The sequence below is a fragment of the Vibrio viridaestus genome, from assembly GCF_003856525.1.
Lineage (GTDB): Bacteria > Pseudomonadota > Gammaproteobacteria > Enterobacterales > Vibrionaceae > Vibrio > Vibrio viridaestus.
Map to the genome: position 1 here is coordinate 156,746 of NZ_RJVQ01000001.1, position 16,407 is coordinate 173,152.

A 16,407-nucleotide genomic window follows, 5' to 3' on the forward strand; every position below is an offset into this window, starting at 1 on the left:
TATAGATAATGGGAGCGAGAGCTCCCATTTGTTTTTACAACAAAATCGAAACAGATCGGAACCCAATTATGAATCGTAAACATCTTGCTAATGCAGTACGCGCATTAAGTATGGACGGCGTACAAAAAGCCAATTCTGGCCACCCAGGAGCACCTATGGGTATGGCTGACATTGCTGAAGTACTTTGGCGCTCACATCTAAACCATAACCCACAGAACCCTAAATGGTCAGACAGAGACCGTTTCGTGCTTTCAAACGGGCATGGTTCAATGCTGATTTACTCTCTACTACACCTAACTGGCTATGATCTTCCTATCGAAGAGTTAAAACAATTCCGCCAACTTCATTCAAAAACGCCTGGTCACCCAGAGTATGGCTACACTGCCGGAATTGAGACAACAACAGGTCCTCTTGGACAAGGCTTATCTAATGCAGTTGGTATGGCATTAGCTGAAAAATCTCTTGCCGCTCAATTTAATAAAGATGGTCATGATATCGTAGATCACTTTACCTATGCGTTTATGGGTGACGGCTGCATGATGGAAGGTATTTCACACGAAGTATCTTCATTAGCTGGCACACTAGGCTTAGGAAAGCTGATAGTCTTTTGGGATGACAATGGTATTTCTATCGACGGTGAAGTTGAAGGCTGGTTTAGCGATGACACACCTAAGCGTTTTGAGGCTTATGGTTGGCAGGTTATCCGCTCAGTTGACGGCCATGACGCAACTGCGATCGATGCAGCGATAAACGAAGCAAAACAAGATACCTCTCGCCCTACTCTTATTTGTACTAAAACCGTTATCGGTTTCGGTTCACCAAACAAAGCAGGTTCTCACGACTCACACGGTGCTCCACTAGGCGCTGATGAAATCGTCGCAACTAAGAAGGCACTTGGTTGGGAATACGGACCATTTGAAGTCCCTGCAGATGTCTATGCAGAGTGGGATGCCAAAGAAGCAGGCGCAGCGAAAGAAGCAGCTTGGAACGAGAAGTTTGCTCAGTATAAAGCAGCTTACCCAGAATTAGCAGCCGAATATGAGCGTCGTGTGAATGGCGAATTACCCGCAAACTGGGAGCAAGAAACGGCTAAAATCATTGCTAATCTTCAAGCAAATCCAGCTAACATTGCCTCTCGTAAAGCCTCTCAAAATGCTTTGGAAGCCTTCGGTAAATTATTGCCTGAATTTATGGGTGGTTCGGCTGACTTAGCGCCTTCTAATCTTACTATGTGGTCAGGTTCAAAATCTCTTACCGCAGAAGATGCATCAGGTAACTATATCCACTATGGCGTACGTGAATTCGGTATGACTGCCATAATTAATGGTATTGCTTTACACGGTGGATTCATTCCGTACGGTGCAACCTTCCTGATGTTTATGGAATATGCGCGTAATGCTATGCGTATGGCAGCCTTGATGAAGGTACGTAACATTCAGGTTTATACCCATGACTCTATAGGTTTGGGTGAAGATGGCCCGACACACCAACCTGTTGAGCAGATGGCATCATTAAGACTAACACCTAACATAAGTACATGGCGTCCATGTGACCAAGTTGAGTCTGCTGTTGCATGGAAGATGGCTATCGAACGCCAGGACGGCCCTAGTGCTCTCATCTTCTCTCGTCAGAATCTTGCTCAACAACCAAGAACAGATGAGCAATTGGCGAATATAGCTAAAGGTGGTTATATCATTAAAGACTCAGAGAGTGCACCTGAGCTTATTCTGATAGCGACAGGCTCTGAAGTAGAACTTGCCGTGAATGCTGCTGATGAACTAACCAAAGCGGGTAAACAGGTACGTGTTGTATCAATGCCAGCTACCGATATCTTTGATAAACAAGATGACGCGTACCGCGAGTCCGTATTACCTTCTAACGTAACAGCAAGAATTGCTATTGAAGCAGGTATTGCCGATTACTGGTATAAATACGTCGGTTTCGGTGGCAAAGTGATTGGGATGACAAGCTTTGGTGAATCTGCGCCAGCTGGTGAACTATTCAAACTCTTCGGCTTTAGTGTTGAAAACGTAGTGAAAACCGCTAACGAGATTATCTAACCTCTCTCGTCATGTTAAAAAAACGCTCGCCTAAGGCGAGCGTTTCTATTGAGTTATCTTTTAAGATGTGACGATGAAGAAAATTTCAACTCGCCGGTTACACGAACTGCTCTTAGTATTACTTGTTCCACACAAAGGAACAGCACTCGAAAAACCACGTGTATAGATAGAATTCGTATAAACATTGGGGGCATCAACCAATAGTGCTTTTACCGCGATAGCGCGGCGTCTCGATAAATTATCGTTTAATCCATCTCCGCCAGTGTTGTCTGCATGGCCATCTACGATAACTTCAATATTATTTTTACCCGAAAGAAAATCGCTGATTTTATAAATCCACGCCCGACTATCATAAGATACTTTATCAGAACCCGTATCAAACCGTATGATTCGTTTTATACGCACGACCGGAAAGTTACCTTGTAATACCTCGTATTCAATATTTTGTGCTGAAAGATATTGAGTCAAGGTACCCAGGGTTGAGTAATCTATTTGTCTCTTAGGCGACGACTGAGGTTGAGTTTGCACAGACTGCACTAAACTGTCTGTTTCAGTGACATTCTCACCTTCTCCCCACTCGGGATACATGACGTCACCACTTTCCTTCGGCGCTGTATCTAATAACTTCTTACTATTGAAGTATTGGTTAGTTAGTAGACTACCACACCCAGATAGCGCAAAAATTAAAACGAAAATCAGGTATTTCATAGTGTACTCTCGAAGAATCGGCTTATAAGTTTATCGGCAGAGTTACAAATTCTTTACCAAAATAAACGTTAATTCATCGATAAACGCTTAATTCAATAAGGAAGATTTGATTTCGTAAGCTGTTTTTAGTGAAATGGTTCAGTCTTAGATAATAGGTACCTATATGGATAATAACTACATATTGATTGCGATTCTGTTCGTTATTGCTGGCCTCTTTTTTATGCGAAATATTCGCAATACTAAACGAGCTAAACAATTTATCGAAGAGGGAGAAAAGTTTCTGAAGGAAAATGGCCAACGTGAAGAAGTCATCACCACAAAGACTGGTCTCCAATACGAAGTGCTACAAGCTGGCACAGGGACTATCTCTCCCACATTGAATAATAAAGTGAAAGTGCATTACCATGGAACGCTACTTAACGGTAAGGTATTTGACAGTTCAGTCCAACGAAACAAGCCAATTGAATTTCGCTTGAAGCAGGTGATTAAAGGTTGGCAACAAGGCGTGCAGGCCATGGTAGAAGGTGAGAAAATTCGTCTATACGTACCAAATGAACTTGCCTACGGGAAAAGACCTATAGGCTCAATACCCCCAGGTGCATTACTGATTTTTGAGATAGAGTTGCTCGAAATAAAATAATCAGCAGCCACATAATTTAAAGGCACCTAGCAAGTGCCTTTATAGTTTAACTAGCTGGATAAAGTTTCAAACCACTATCAGTCACTAATATACAATCCATACCACCAGCATGAGCAGCCTGCATACCAAGAGCTGTATCTTCAAAGACCACACATTCTTCTGGTCGAAGTCCAATAAGCTCACACGCTTTGAGGAATGTTTGTGGATGGGGCTTATGTAGCTCAACGTCATTTGCGGTAACGATAGCATCGAGGCTATTCAACAAATCATTTTGTTCAAGCAGCATTAGGGCATTTTCTTTTTTACTTCCAGTACCCACAGCTATCTTCTTATAACCAACGTTGGCAAATAGAATTGAGCATGTCTCTTCAATTCGCCCATTTTCAAATTCTAAATGTCGAAATGCCTGCTGTTTATAATCAGAAACTTCCTCTGGAACTAATGAAAGACCGTAAAGCTCATTCAGTTCGAGAGCAATTTTGCCACTTGGTTTCCCCCCCCTTGCATGAAACCATTCAGGTATATAAGGGAAACCAAAATGTTCTGCAGCAACACGCCAAGATTCAATATGGGCGGGCATTGAATCGACCAACGTTCCATCCATATCAAAAATTAGTCCTTTATATTGAGCTAAATCGATAGCCATAAGTACCTCTTGTAACAACACTTATCGTTTAGCATATATAAGATTAGATATGAATCCTAGTATGTTATGCAGCAACAGTATCAACAGCACTGAGAATCGCCTTTGGTGTTTCCCAAGTGTAAACCCACTCATTGATATCAATGCCACAAGGAGAATGCCAAACACGGTCACTGAGATGTGAACCGCCTAAATCATCATAAAACTCAATTGCCTGAGTGTTTTTAGCCATGACTTCAATATAGACGCCACTATCGGGGAAAAAGTGCTCGATCCACTCTACGATAGCCTTGATAAGTACTCTTCCAAGTCCTTTCCCCTGAAACTCTTTAGCAACATGTAACGACTCGATAATCGAGCCCTTTTCAAAGTCATGATTACCAAATGCACAAGCGAAACCGCATATAACGCCATTATCTTCAAGAACAACGACGTGCTGGTTCATTGGTGGGTTAATAAGACGAGTTTGCCAAATTAGCTGACGATCTTCTAAGACATCGTTTTCAAGATAACTGGCATCCATTACGTTTTGATAATTCTCTTGCCAGCTACTAGCATGCAATTCTGCAATTTTTTGATAATCGTTATATTCTGCTAATCTAATTTCCATAATACAGCCCTTCTAACTTCCTGTTAGGTTAATGCTCAAATTTTATACCACTATTGGAGCACCGAATAGGATAACATTCCAATTACATTTTATTCAAATTTATTTGATAACCAACCATAAAATTCGACAAGATATTTGTTTTTACACTGCTCTGTATGTCGAATAGCAAACAAACATTCTGTCTCAAAGGAAACAATTCATATAAAAGACTGGTCAGTATTACATTAAATAGCAAAAAGCCTGCCACTGAGGCAGGCCTTTTCTCATTTCGGCTAGTAGAAATTACCCATGCTTATGATGTAATACTGAATCACCAGACTCGGATGTTAATGTTCGAATATCAAGTAGTGCTAACAAGGTAAATACGGCAACCACTAGATACGTTGTCGCAAAGTTTGCCACACTCAAATCAGTTAACGTAGAACCACTAAATTGAACGACTAACCCAAGTATCAAAGAAGCCACAGCAATACCTACACCAATATTCATCTGACTCACGATCGACGATATCATTGAGGCGTCTTTCATCTGTTCATTAGGTACATCTGACATGCCTAATGTGTTGAATGCCGTGAATTGCATAGAACGACACATCCCTGAAACAAACAGTAGGACACCAATTAATAGTTTCGGTGTTTCACTGGTTAATAATGACAATCCAATAAAGCTTAGCGCAATAAGACACCCATTTATTAGCAGTATTCGTCTAAAACCAAACTGATTCATCACCCAAGTCGTCAACGGTTTCATAAACAGGTTTCCTAAGAAAAGCCATAGTAGCATCGCCCCTGATTCCGTCGCACCGTAGCCAAGTGCTAACTGCATTTCCAGAGGAAACAAAAACGGCACCGTAGATAAAGCAACACCAAAAACAGATCCAGATAGCGAAGACGTTTTAAATGTATGTATTTTAAATGGCTCTAGCGTAAAAAGAGGATTCTGGGCGTTCTTTAAGTAACGAATAGCAATAATACTTATAACAATGCCCAACGTGACGAGTAGCCCTGGTAAGAGATAGTCACCTGACGTACCATTCATTAACTCAACCCCCGCCATGATACCGCCAAAACCAAGAGCAGTAAGAATAAACCCTAGCGTATCGAAACGAAGATCTGGCGTACGCTTAACATCAGGCAATATAAATACGGCGGCGAGGAAGACTACAATACCAATTGGGATGTTAATGATAAAGATCCATGTCCACCCCCAATTTTCTGTTATCCAACCGCCCGTGACAGGGCCTAAAACAGGCGCGAATAAAGCTGGCCATGTGAGTAATGCCACGGCAGTAACTAGCCCTTCCTTAGGGGTTTCGCGAAAAACAATGTATCTCCCCACAGGCACCATCATTGCCCCACCAATACCTTGTAGAATTCTCGAGAGTGTAAATGTTGTCACATCCACACTGATGGAACACAGGTAGGACGAAAATGAAAAAATAACGATTGCCAAACAAAACAGTCGTTTAGCACCGTATTTCTCTGCCAACCAACCACTGAGCGGAATAAAAATTGTTAGCGCAACCAAGTAGGATGACACACTAACAGACAAGTTCGCTGCTGCGGTATTGAAAGATTCACCTATCGCAGGCAACGCAGTAGTAATGACTGTTGAATCAATCATTTCCATAAATAGCGCCGCAGCAACAATGAGAGTAGAGGTAATTCGCCTTACTTGATCTTCGCTTAGAGTCATTGGATACATCCTTTTATCAGGAATAAATTATTATTTAAGTTTTGTTATTATTTTTTCTAGGCAAACCTAAACGATATCGTCTACCACACCACCATCGACCCTTAATGCCGCACCTGATGTAGCCGATGATAAAGGAGAGCAAACATAGACAACCATATTGGCGACCTCATCCGTTGATGCAGCTCTTTGAATCACTGAGCTTGGTCGCTGTGTCATGACAAAGTCTTTCGCCGCTGCCAATAGCTCATCGCCATTTAAGTCGGGAAACATATCTTTGAATCCGCTAGATAGGGTAGGTCCGGGAAGGACCGCATTTACAGTGACGCCTGTACCTGCAAGACGCTTTGCTAATCCGCGTGATAACGACAACTGCGCTGTTTTTGAGACGCCATAGTGAATCATGTCAGCAGGAATGTTTCTCGCGGATTCAGAGGATATAAATACGACTCTCCCCCACTTTTTCTCCACCATTTGAGGTGTAAACGCTCTCGCGAGTTTCACGCCGGACATTACATTGGTTTCCCAAAACTCATTCCATTTTTCATCGTCAGTTTCATAGAAATCTTGGGGGCCGTAAATTCCCGCATTATTCACCAATATGTCTACGTCTTTGACCTGATTAATAACGGAAGTACAGCCAGATTCACTTGAGAAGTCCGCTATGACTGCGGAAATATTTGCGTCAGGAAACTCTCTGAATAGCGCTGCTTTGGCATGTTCGACCGATGAATCACTTCTTCCTGTGATGATAACATTGGATCCACAATCCAGTAGTCCTCTAACGATCGCGAATCCGATCCCGCCCGTTGAGGCTGTTACTAAAGCTGTTTTACCTGTTAGATCAAGTTTCATGTCTTCTCCTTATCGAATATGCACACAATTTAACAATTAAATTGTAAATGCAGTTCTTTGTTGATTAAATGGAGAGAAATAAAAGTCAGATTTTCGGTTTGGTTAACAATGAAACGTATAGATGATTTGCTAGGCTTACAGGTATTTGAAAAAGTCGTTTCGTTAGGCAGTCTAACTCTCGCAGCGAGTGCTCTTGATATTTCCCTTGCAGCGGCAAGTAAGCGGTTGGCAAATTTGGAAAGTCGAGTTGGTGTTCAACTTGTCTATCGCAACACAAGAAAGCTCTCTATCACAGATGATGGAATACTCCTCTATGATTACGCGAGCCGTATCATCAACGAATTAAATAACGCAGAAGAAGCTCTATTAAAAAGAAGTGCGATCATTTCAGGTGAACTAAAAATTACAGCGTCTTACAGTATCGGACGGCGTTATCTCGCTAATTTAATTCCCAAGTTCTGCGAAGAATATCCAGATATCGATATCGTTGTGCGACTGACGGATGATGTACTTGATATTGTCTCTGAAAATATCGATGTCGCTATACGTATCGGCGAATTAGCAGACTCTAGACTGGTCGCAAGTCGATTGATGAATAATAAGCGTGTTCTGTGTGCGTCCCCACATTACATTTCTCGCTTTGGACAGCCAAAGAGTCTTGAGGAGCTTGAAAACCACAACTGCATCGTACTCGGGGATAATCGTAATACGATTTGGCGCTTCGATAGTCACAACGTCCATATCCATGGCAAATACAGCTGTAATGATGGTGAAACTGCCCATATCCTCGCTATTAATGGTCTAGGTATCGCTCTTAAATCTTTTTCAGATGTGATGGAAGATTTGGAACGAGGGAGTTTAGTCCAATTGCTACCGGAGTTGACCCAAGCCGCGGCTCCGATTCACGCGGTCTTTATGAAGCAAACAGAACTCGCTCCTCGTGTAAGGGTCTTTGTCGACTACCTAAAAGCGCATTTTGAAGAACAGTCTCATCATTAGAGACTAGCTTCCTTTGCAAGATCGATTGGATTATGGTGTTTCGAATAAAAATAGAATGCACAAAACAATACGAATGATATAAATACCGTAATAAGTGATGAGAATAGAGCTGCTTTATAATTGTAGTATTGAGCTATTACGCCCATCATCGAAGTGCCGCACATTGTTCCGATTGACATAGTATTAGTGTAGAAAGCAGAGACTTTGCCAATCGTTTTAGGAGCGAAATCCTGCATAACAGTAACACCAAGCCCAACAAATATACCGAAGAACAAACCATTGAAAAGCTGTAGTGCTAAGAACGTTGTTACGGTATGAGCAAACTGAATTCCTGCATAGAAAATCATCGCTGATATAAAGCTCATGATCATGAGTTGCACTTTGCCGAACTTTTGTGACCAGCTAGCAGCAATTAACATCACCGGTATTTCCAATGCTGCAGTTAAACCCAACAATACACCTGGTAACGAAAGATCAAATCCGAGCTCTTTCGTTAGATACAGCGGCATCGCGTTAATATAGGTACTGTTCGATACGCTAGCAAAAAATATCGCCACACCTAAGAACCACACTTTACCGGGCAATGGCGCCTTCTTTTTATGGCCTACATTATTGTCGGTTTCAATTGCCGGCTCTCTTTTCATGACTGGCAATTTGATATACGCCAACATAAAAACACAGAATGCAATAAAGGCCGCCATTATAAAATTGGTTCTGGCACCAAATTGGTCAACAGAGGCGAATGCTAATGCAGGACCAACAATCCAAAGCAAGGACACAGACGAACGCATCTGAGAGTTAATCTTTGTACTATTTTTGCCTGAACGTTCCGCATAATGTCTAATCATTGCCAACAAAACAGGAATCGAAGAAGCACCAAATGACATAAATACGATCCCAACTAGCATCGCCTGCCAAAATTCTTGAAGTAGAGCGAAGGACAAAGCGCCAAAGACAAGTGCCGCAGAGGTGACCAGATATAAATATTTACCACTCACACCTTTGTCAGATAACGCCCCCATCACCTGACTGATCAGCATGGTGCTGAGAGCCGTACCAACCGTATAAAAACCGATATAACCCGGTTCGATATGAAGCTCTTCGATTAAGAATAAACTCATGACGGGAATGATGAATGAAAACGCCAAAGCAGTAAGACCATTGATACCAAAATAGAGTCCCGATTCACCTTTAAAAAAAGCAAATCTTGATGGTTTGAGCGTTGTGTTCATTGAATGCTACCGGATAAGAAAAAGTGCTGATAGACAAGACGGCTGATAAGTTTGTTATCAGTCCCCTGAGAAATGCTTGCGCTTCGCGTAGTAAAACGAAATTCGCTGCTATAGTCAATGAGATTTATATAATGAAGAGTTGAGAGCGTTTGAAACGACTAAACCAATATTTCGAGCGTATGTAGAAAACTACATTTGCCAGGCGGTATATGTCCCATCAGGACAACGACCAGTCGCTAGATTCCAATTTAAAAAGATCTGATCATCACCTTCGCTAAAAATGACTTTTGCTAGTTCAGTTAAGTAATATTGAATGTTATCTACCGTGCGATTAAAAATCTCGTCGTAATGCATAACACCCAAAGGCGTTTTCAATTCGGTAAGAAATGAACCATCTAGCTCGGATTTATCAGGAGGTATTATCCCATATTTTTTTACGGCGTGATGAGCTAAAGGAAAATCTGTTACAAGAGAATAGAATTCATCCATCTTAGAGACGAACGTTTTATGCCATAAATTAATATTAGGTAAAGATTTCGCTGAATATCCGCTATACACTTCAGTCAACGCCATCGACCAAAAATTGCGTATAGCATCATCCGCTAAGTGGGGATTTTTGTCTTCGTGACAGGAGACAATATCTGTCTTTATCCGTTGTAAAAATTCAGATTCTTCCAGCCCTAAATAGTGCTGTAGATGAGTATCTTGGTGTATTTCACACATCCTATAGTTAAGTTTATTTTCTGAGTAACGTCCAACACGACGTTCAATCACGGGATGAATCGTGATGTCAGTTATGACATGGGATACATACCCAGCTAACCAAGCAAAGCAACGGTTTTTTTCACTCGTTGACGCAGATGATATATGGAAAATAAACGATCGAATCAGTTCACCCACTTTTTCGCTATGCATGAGTTCAGCCCAGCGATTTTGTTCTCTATCACCAAATATCAAGTATGGATAATCAGGACTTAATGCACCCAACTCAGCATATCTCGAATACGTTGACAGTATCTTTTTTGCCTCATTGGGCATAGAGCCCAGTCCAGCTAATTTCGATGGCTCAGTTGCAAGGTGTAACGCAGCAATATATGCAAAAGTACCCGGCATAGGTGAATACCTAACCTAAAATTAGAAATAATTATTAATAGTAGGCACAGATAGGAAAGAGAAGATACGGCTTAAATGAAAATAAGACGCGAGTCTCATATAAAATACATCTCATATTACTTCGAGTGCGATTTATTTGAGAAAGCGAGCGATAAATGTTTCAGCAATAAAAAAGGAGAGCTAAGCTCTCCTTTAGAAATTACTTCGATAAGCGCTATTACAGAGCTGCTTTCGCTTTTTCAACTAGAACAGCGAATGCTGATTTGTCGAATACTGCGATGTCTGCAAGGATCTTACGATCGATCTCGATAGATGCTTTCTTAAGACCGTTGATGAAACGGCTGTAAGATAGACCATTCTGACGAGACGCTGCGTTGATACGTGCAATCCATAGTTGACGGAATTGACGTTTCTTCGCACGACGGTCACGGTATGCGTATTGACCAGCTTTAGTTACTGCTTGGAACGCTACACGATATACGCGTGAACGAGCACCGTAGTAACCTTTAGCTTGCTTTAGAACTTTCTTATGACGTGCACGAGCTTGTACACCACGTTTTACGCGAGGCATTATGCTTCTCCTAAACTAAACGAATTAAAAACTAAAAAGAATTATGCGTATGGCAACATACGTGCAACTGCTGCTACTTCACATTTTGGAAGTAGAGAGTTTGGACGTAGCTGACGCTTGTTCTTAGTAGTACGCTTAGTCAGGATGTGACGTTTAGTCGCGTGCTTAACTTTAATACCACCAGCTGTTTTCTTAAAACGCTTAGCAGCACCTTTATTGTTTTTCATCTTAGGCATGATGAATAACTCCGCATTGTTATCAATGTTAATACAATGTAATTAGGGCGAATAAAACCCCACCGTTAAATGGCAGGGCTATATTACTTGCAAGCCGTTAATTACTTCTTCTTAGGGGCAAGAACCATGATCATCTGACGTCCTTCAATACGACTAGGGAAAGACTCAACAACTGCCACATCAGCAGTGTCTTCTTTCAAGCGATTGAGAACATCAACACCGATGTCTTGGTGTGCCATTTCTCGGCCACGGAAGCGAACTGTTACCTTCACTTTGTTGCCTTCTTCAAGGAAACTCAACAGGTTGCGTAGTTTTACCTGATAGTCTCCGATGTCAGTCCCAGGACGGAATTTAAGTTCCTTAATCTGGACCTGTTTTTGCTTCTTCTTCTGCTCTTTAGCAGCTTTACTCTTCTCAAAGAGGAATTTACCGTAGTCCATCACTCGACAGACAGGTGGTTCAGCGTTCGGGCTGATCTCCACTAGATCCATTCCAGCTTCTTCTGCAATGTCTAGCGCTTCATTAAATGAAACGATGCGGGACTCTTCGCCTTCAGCGCCTGATAAACGAACTTCACGTACACCGCGAATTTCAGTGTTAATACGGTGCGGGTTTTGTTTGGCCGGTACTTGGCCGCGTCTTCCACCTTTAATAGTTTATTCCTCCAGATTGAGTTTACGGCAAGACACTTCGGTTTGGATATGAGTAATGAAATCATCCAATTTAAATTTACCTAGGTCTTTACCCTTTCGTGTACGTACTGCAATTTCGCCAGCTTCCATTTCTTGGTCGCCACATACGAGCATGTACGGAACACGTTTCAAAGTATGTTCGCGGATTTTAAAGCCAATTTTCTCATTTCTCAAGTCCGCTTTTGCTCTGATACCACTTTTTTGTAGTTTTTGAGCAATTTCTTGAGCGTAATCAGCCTGTTTATCAGTAATATTCAGAATAACTGCTTGCTCTGGAGCCAACCATGTTGGGAAGAAGCCAGCATATTCTTCGATAAGAATACCGATAAAACGTTCTAAAGAACCTAAAATAGCACGGTGAATCATTACCGGAACTAAACGTTCATTGTTTTCACCAACGTAAGTTGCACCCAAACGGTTCGGCAAATTAAAGTCTAATTGAACAGTACCACACTGCCATGCACGATCCAAACAGTCATGCAGCGTGAACTCAATCTTAGGACCGTAGAAAGCCCCCTCACCTTCCTGAATATCGTATTCGATACCCATGTTTTGTAGGGAGAGTTTAAGTGCCTCTTCAGATTTGTCCCAGATTTCATCACTACCAACGCGCTTTTCAGGGCGAGTAGAAAGTTTAACAACAATATTTTCGAAACCGAATGTCTGGTAAGTATCGTAAACCATTTTGATGCAAGATGTTACTTCGTCCTGAATTTGATCATCAGTACAGAAAATATGTGCATCATCCTGAGTAAAACCACGAACTCGCATCAAACCATGCAACGAACCTGATGGCTCATTACGGTGACAAGAGCCAAATTCAGCCATACGTAGTGGCAAATCACGATAAGATTTCAGCCCTTGGTTAAATATTTGTACGTGACCTGGACAGTTCATTGGTTTGATAGCGTAATCACGGTTTTCAGAGCTAGTTGTAAACATTGCATCTGAGTACTTGTCCCAGTGACCAGAACGTTCCCAAAGTACACGATCCATCATCAATGGACCTTTCACTTCCTGATAGTCGTATTCAGTCAGTTTTTGACGTACAAATACCTCAAGGTCACGGAAGATAGACCAACCATTGTGATGCCAGAACACCATACCTGGTGCTTCTTGCTGCATGTGGAATAAATCCAACTGCTTACCGATTTTACGGTGATCACGTTTAGCGGCTTCTTCCAAGCGAGTCAAATGCGCTTTCAGCGCCTTTTTATCGTGGAATGCAGTGCCGTAAATACGCTGCAGCATTTTGTTGTCGCTATTACCACGCCAATATGCGCCAGCAACATTTAATAGTTTGAAATGCTGACAGAAGCCCATGTTAGGCACATGAGGACCACGACACATATCAATGTATTCTTCGTGATGATATAACCCAGGACGGTCATCACGAGAGACGTTTTCGTCAAGGATTTCAATTTTGTATGGTTCACCTCGAGATTCAAATGTATCTCGAGCTTCCTGCCAGCTTACTTTTTTCTTAACGACACTGTATTTCGTTTTTGCTAGCTCTAACATACGAGCTTCGACTTTTTCAATGTCTTCTTGAGTCAATGAGTGCTCTAAATCGATATCATAATAGAAGCCGCTGTCGATCGTTGGACCGATTGCCATTTTCGCTTCAGGATAAAGCTGCTTAAGAGCATGACCAAGTAAGTGCGCACATGAGTGGCGTACAATTTCTAATCCGTCAACATCATCTTTATTCGTGATAATTTCTAGACTTGCATCGTTCTCAATCACATCGCATGCATCGACACGTTGTCCATCAACACGACCAGCGATCGTTGCCTTAGCTAAACCAGGACCGATTGACTGAGCGACTTCTAGAACAGAAACAGGATTTTCGAATGGACGTTGACTACCGTCAGGAAGAGTAATAATAGGCATGATATATCCTTTACAGTGGTGTTGCACACCAAGCAACACATGCATTTAAAAAATTTACTGTCGTTTGAAATCACAAAGACAGACTACATACTTTGCTCGAAGGTTACTTTCTTTATGCAAATACGGATGCAAAAAGACCAGAAACACCAGAGTGAATAGGAAACGACAAACGTTTAATAAGACCAAAAACACTCACTCGTTGAGAGCAAAAACATACTTTATAAGTACAGAAGCGCAGTATACACCAACAAGTCTTTGAGACCAAACGCTCTTCGCACTTTTAAATAAAAAGCCCACACATTCGTGTGGGCTGAGCTATAAGATAAAGCTTTCTACTTACGCGTCTGCGCGACGAGCTGGACGACTATGCCCACGCTCTCCACGATGAGCACCGCGACTATCACCACCACGATTTCTATCGAAGCGACGTTCACCGTTGCGAGAGCTGCCGTTACCTTCGCTACGGAAACTACGACCACCTTCACGACGTCCACCTTCTCTACGGGCTCCATCGCGACGACCGCCATCACGACGTCCACCACGGGATTCACGGAAATCATCGAAATCACAAACGACAGCACCGACTTCTTTTTGGCGGATACGTAGTTTGCTCAGTTTACGAGTAACATCACTAGACATTGTTTTTGGTAGCTGTACAAAAGTATGCTCGGGGGCAAGTTTAATCGCACCGATAGCACCTTTTGTTAAGCCTAGTTCGTTCGCAAGTGCACCAACGATATCTTTAACCTGAACACCTTGCTCACGACCAACCTGAAGTTGGTAAGTATCCCAATCTTGGTTGTTAGACTCACGACGACCACCATTATCGCGACGTTCACGACGACGCTGCTTATCGCGTTCTAGTTCTGCGATCATTGGGTCATCGCCTACGTAGAACAACGGACGTTTACCTTGTTGGCGTTTCAGAAGAATAGCGGCTAGTGTACTCGCATCAATTTCAAGCGACGATTGAAGCTTCTCCACTAATTCTGAGAATTTCTCTAACGCTTTATGCTCTTTTTCAGACTCTAGCTCTTGACCCAGTTTAACTAAACGAGCTTCAGCAACTTGGTCACGCATTGGAAGCTGAATCTCTTCCATAGAAGAGCGAGTCACACGTTCGATAGTACGAAGCATACGTAATTGGTTCGTTCTTACTAAAAGAATCGCTTTACCTTTACGTCCTGCACGACCAGTACGACCGATACGGTGAATGTATGATTCAACATCAAACGGAATATCGTAGTTAAATACGTGAGTAATACGTGGCACATCAAGACCACGAGCAACAACGTCAGTCGCAACCAGAATATCAATCACACCTTCTTTGATATGATCAACGGTTCTTTCACGCAAAGACTGAGGAATATCTCCGTGTAGCGCAGATGCTTTGAATCCACGAGCACTTAACCAATCTGCTAGACGTTCAGTATCCTGACGTGTGCGAACAAAAACGATTGACGCATCTGTTTCTTCAGTTTCAAGAATACGCATCATAGCTTCGTCTTTTTCTACGCCTTTTACGACCCAAAACTGCTGTTCAACTTTCTCGACAGTCTGGTTTGAACCGGCAACGTCAATACGTGCTGGATTACGTAAGAAACGGTCAACAATATCTTTAACCATTGGTGGCATTGTCGCCGAGAAAAGAACACGTTGCGCTGTTTCTGGAGCCTGTTCCATGATCCATGTAACATCATCGACAAAGCCCATTTTCAACATCTCGTCAGCTTCATCTAATACGAACGTATGACATTCATCTAGTTGAAGGCGATCGCGAGTGATAAGATCTTTAACACGACCAGGAGTACCAACAACAATGTGTGCACCTGATTTGAGCGCGCGCATTTGATCGACGATAGAAGCACCACCGTAGATCTCTAATACTTTTAAGCCATGGATGTTTTGTCCCAGATTTTTAATTTCTGCAGCAACCTGAATCGCAAGCTCACGAGTAGGAGCCATAACAATAGCTTGAGGCTTATGTTGTTTTAAATTCAGTTTATTAAGAAGCGGCAGAGAGAATGCTGCAGTCTTACCTGTACCAGTCTGTGCTTTACCTAAAGCATCACGACCTTCTAACAAGAAAGGAATGGCAGCTGCCTGGATTGGTGTTGGAGACACGAAACCCATACCTTCTAAAGCAGAAAGAATAGATTCGTTAAGGGCTAATTCATTAAATTGAATTACATTTTCTTGCATGGGATTCCCATTTTACTAATAGTTGTTTAACGATGGTCCCACGCGCTTTACCACTTCCAATCTAATTTCTTACAGCTTCCTTTCCGATGCGGATATTCTGAAGACTTCTTCAAACGCACCAAAGCGGCTAGGGACATAACAAAGGTGGCGGATTATTCCTTAAATGAATAAAAAAAGCCAGTAAAAATTGAAATTCATCACAAAATTATTGCAAATACGAATAATATCCAAATGCACTTCGTTGCAATGCTCAAAAATTAG

General features: G+C 42.0%; 15 protein-coding genes. 3 read left to right on the forward strand and 12 right to left on the reverse strand.

Going from position 1 to position 16,407, the window contains the following annotated elements:
* Positions 1–68: 68 nt before the first annotated feature.
* A complete protein-coding gene (tkt, locus tag EES38_RS00750) occupies positions 69–2,060 on the forward strand; it encodes a transketolase (RefSeq protein ID WP_124935260.1) in 1,992 nt (663 codons plus the stop codon).
* Positions 2,061–2,120: 60 nt separating this feature from the next.
* Here tkt and EES38_RS00755 read toward each other — a convergent pair whose 3' ends face one another.
* On the reverse strand, positions 2,121–2,768 hold the full coding sequence (locus EES38_RS00755) for an OmpA family protein (RefSeq protein WP_124935261.1): 648 nt from the start codon (positions 2,766–2,768) through the stop codon (positions 2,121–2,123).
* Positions 2,769–2,931: 163 nt separating this feature from the next.
* Between EES38_RS00755 and bamJ the strand changes: the two genes are divergently transcribed.
* Positions 2,932–3,408, forward strand: a complete 477-nt coding sequence (bamJ, locus tag EES38_RS00760; RefSeq protein ID WP_124935262.1) for a BamJ family beta-barrel-assembly machinery protein — start codon at positions 2,932–2,934, stop codon at positions 3,406–3,408.
* Positions 3,409–3,454: 46 nt separating this feature from the next.
* Here bamJ and EES38_RS00765 read toward each other — a convergent pair whose 3' ends face one another.
* The 4 genes from EES38_RS00765 to EES38_RS00780 all read right to left on the reverse strand — a co-directional run bounded on the left by EES38_RS00765 (position 3,455) and on the right by EES38_RS00780 (position 7,208).
* Positions 3,455–4,054, reverse strand: coding sequence for a beta-phosphoglucomutase family hydrolase (locus EES38_RS00765; RefSeq protein ID WP_124935263.1), 600 nt, complete (start codon positions 4,052–4,054; stop codon positions 3,455–3,457).
* A gap of 64 nt (positions 4,055–4,118) precedes the next feature.
* Complete coding sequence (locus EES38_RS00770) at positions 4,119–4,661, reverse strand: GNAT family N-acetyltransferase (protein ID WP_124935264.1); 543 nt, start codon at positions 4,659–4,661, stop codon at positions 4,119–4,121.
* Between the two features lie 282 nt (positions 4,662–4,943).
* Positions 4,944–6,356 (reverse strand): DHA2 family efflux MFS transporter permease subunit, encoded by a 1,413-nt coding sequence (locus tag EES38_RS00775; RefSeq protein WP_166434182.1) that lies wholly within the window; start codon positions 6,354–6,356, stop codon positions 4,944–4,946.
* Between the two features lie 66 nt (positions 6,357–6,422).
* Positions 6,423–7,208, reverse strand: a complete 786-nt coding sequence (locus EES38_RS00780) for an SDR family NAD(P)-dependent oxidoreductase (RefSeq protein WP_124935266.1) — start codon at positions 7,206–7,208, stop codon at positions 6,423–6,425.
* 108 nt (positions 7,209–7,316) lie between these two features.
* On the opposite strand from EES38_RS00780, the gene EES38_RS00785 reads away from it, so the two are divergent.
* Positions 7,317–8,207, forward strand: coding sequence for a LysR family transcriptional regulator (locus tag EES38_RS00785; RefSeq protein ID WP_124935267.1), 891 nt, complete (start codon positions 7,317–7,319; stop codon positions 8,205–8,207).
* On the opposite strand, the gene EES38_RS00790 is transcribed toward EES38_RS00785, so the two are convergent.
* The 7 genes from EES38_RS00790 to EES38_RS00820 all read right to left on the reverse strand — a co-directional run bounded on the left by EES38_RS00790 (position 8,204) and on the right by EES38_RS00820 (position 16,146).
* On the reverse strand, positions 8,204–9,439 hold the full coding sequence (locus tag EES38_RS00790) for a sugar efflux transporter (protein ID WP_124935268.1): 1,236 nt from the start codon (positions 9,437–9,439) through the stop codon (positions 8,204–8,206). The two genes, EES38_RS00785 and EES38_RS00790, sit on opposite strands and share 4 nt — an antisense overlap.
* A gap of 189 nt (positions 9,440–9,628) precedes the next feature.
* Positions 9,629–10,552, reverse strand: coding sequence for a zinc dependent phospholipase C family protein (locus EES38_RS00795; protein WP_124935269.1), 924 nt, complete (start codon positions 10,550–10,552; stop codon positions 9,629–9,631).
* A gap of 217 nt (positions 10,553–10,769) precedes the next feature.
* On the reverse strand, positions 10,770–11,123 hold the full coding sequence (gene rplT / locus EES38_RS00800; protein ID WP_009841742.1) for a 50S ribosomal protein L20: 354 nt from the start codon (positions 11,121–11,123) through the stop codon (positions 10,770–10,772).
* 41 nt (positions 11,124–11,164) lie between these two features.
* Positions 11,165–11,359, reverse strand: a complete 195-nt coding sequence (rpmI, locus tag EES38_RS00805; protein WP_124935270.1) for a 50S ribosomal protein L35 — start codon at positions 11,357–11,359, stop codon at positions 11,165–11,167.
* Positions 11,360–11,460: 101 nt separating this feature from the next.
* A complete protein-coding gene (gene infC / locus EES38_RS00810) occupies positions 11,461–12,012 on the reverse strand; it encodes a translation initiation factor IF-3 (RefSeq protein WP_124935271.1) in 552 nt (183 codons plus the stop codon).
* 3 nt (positions 12,013–12,015) lie between these two features.
* Positions 12,016–13,944, reverse strand: a complete 1,929-nt coding sequence (thrS, locus tag EES38_RS00815; protein WP_124935272.1) for a threonine--tRNA ligase — start codon at positions 13,942–13,944, stop codon at positions 12,016–12,018.
* Between the two features lie 336 nt (positions 13,945–14,280).
* Positions 14,281–16,146, reverse strand: a complete 1,866-nt coding sequence (locus tag EES38_RS00820; RefSeq protein WP_124935273.1) for a DEAD/DEAH box helicase — start codon at positions 16,144–16,146, stop codon at positions 14,281–14,283.
* Positions 16,147–16,407: the final 261 nt, after the last annotated feature.

Bases quoted from the DNA above. Each gene is read 5' to 3' on its own strand.
- EES38_RS00780 (WP_124935266.1), bottom strand. From the start codon at position 7,208: ATGAAACTTGATCTAACAGGTAAAACAGCTTTAGTAACAGCCTCAACG.
- EES38_RS00795 (WP_124935269.1), bottom strand. From the start codon at position 10,552: ATGCCGGGTACTTTTGCATATATTGCTGCGTTACACCTTGCAACTGAG.
- EES38_RS00820 (WP_124935273.1), bottom strand. From the start codon at position 16,146: ATGCAAGAAAATGTAATTCAATTTAATGAATTAGCCCTTAACGAATCT.
- rplT (WP_009841742.1), bottom strand. From the start codon at position 11,123: ATGCCTCGCGTAAAACGTGGTGTACAAGCTCGTGCACGTCATAAGAAA.
- bamJ (WP_124935262.1), top strand. From the start codon at position 2,932: ATGGATAATAACTACATATTGATTGCGATTCTGTTCGTTATTGCTGGC.
- tkt (WP_124935260.1), top strand. From the start codon at position 69: ATGAATCGTAAACATCTTGCTAATGCAGTACGCGCATTAAGTATGGAC.
- EES38_RS00775 (WP_166434182.1), bottom strand. From the start codon at position 6,356: ATGACTCTAAGCGAAGATCAAGTAAGGCGAATTACCTCTACTCTCATT.
- EES38_RS00785 (WP_124935267.1), top strand. From the start codon at position 7,317: ATGAAACGTATAGATGATTTGCTAGGCTTACAGGTATTTGAAAAAGTC.
- EES38_RS00765 (WP_124935263.1), bottom strand. From the start codon at position 4,054: ATGGCTATCGATTTAGCTCAATATAAAGGACTAATTTTTGATATGGAT.
- EES38_RS00755 (WP_124935261.1), bottom strand. From the start codon at position 2,768: ATGAAATACCTGATTTTCGTTTTAATTTTTGCGCTATCTGGGTGTGGT.
- EES38_RS00770 (WP_124935264.1), bottom strand. From the start codon at position 4,661: ATGGAAATTAGATTAGCAGAATATAACGATTATCAAAAAATTGCAGAA.
- thrS (WP_124935272.1), bottom strand. From the start codon at position 13,944: ATGCCTATTATTACTCTTCCTGACGGTAGTCAACGTCCATTCGAAAAT.
- EES38_RS00790 (WP_124935268.1), bottom strand. From the start codon at position 9,439: ATGAACACAACGCTCAAACCATCAAGATTTGCTTTTTTTAAAGGTGAA.
- rpmI (WP_124935270.1), bottom strand. From the start codon at position 11,359: ATGCCTAAGATGAAAAACAATAAAGGTGCTGCTAAGCGTTTTAAGAAA.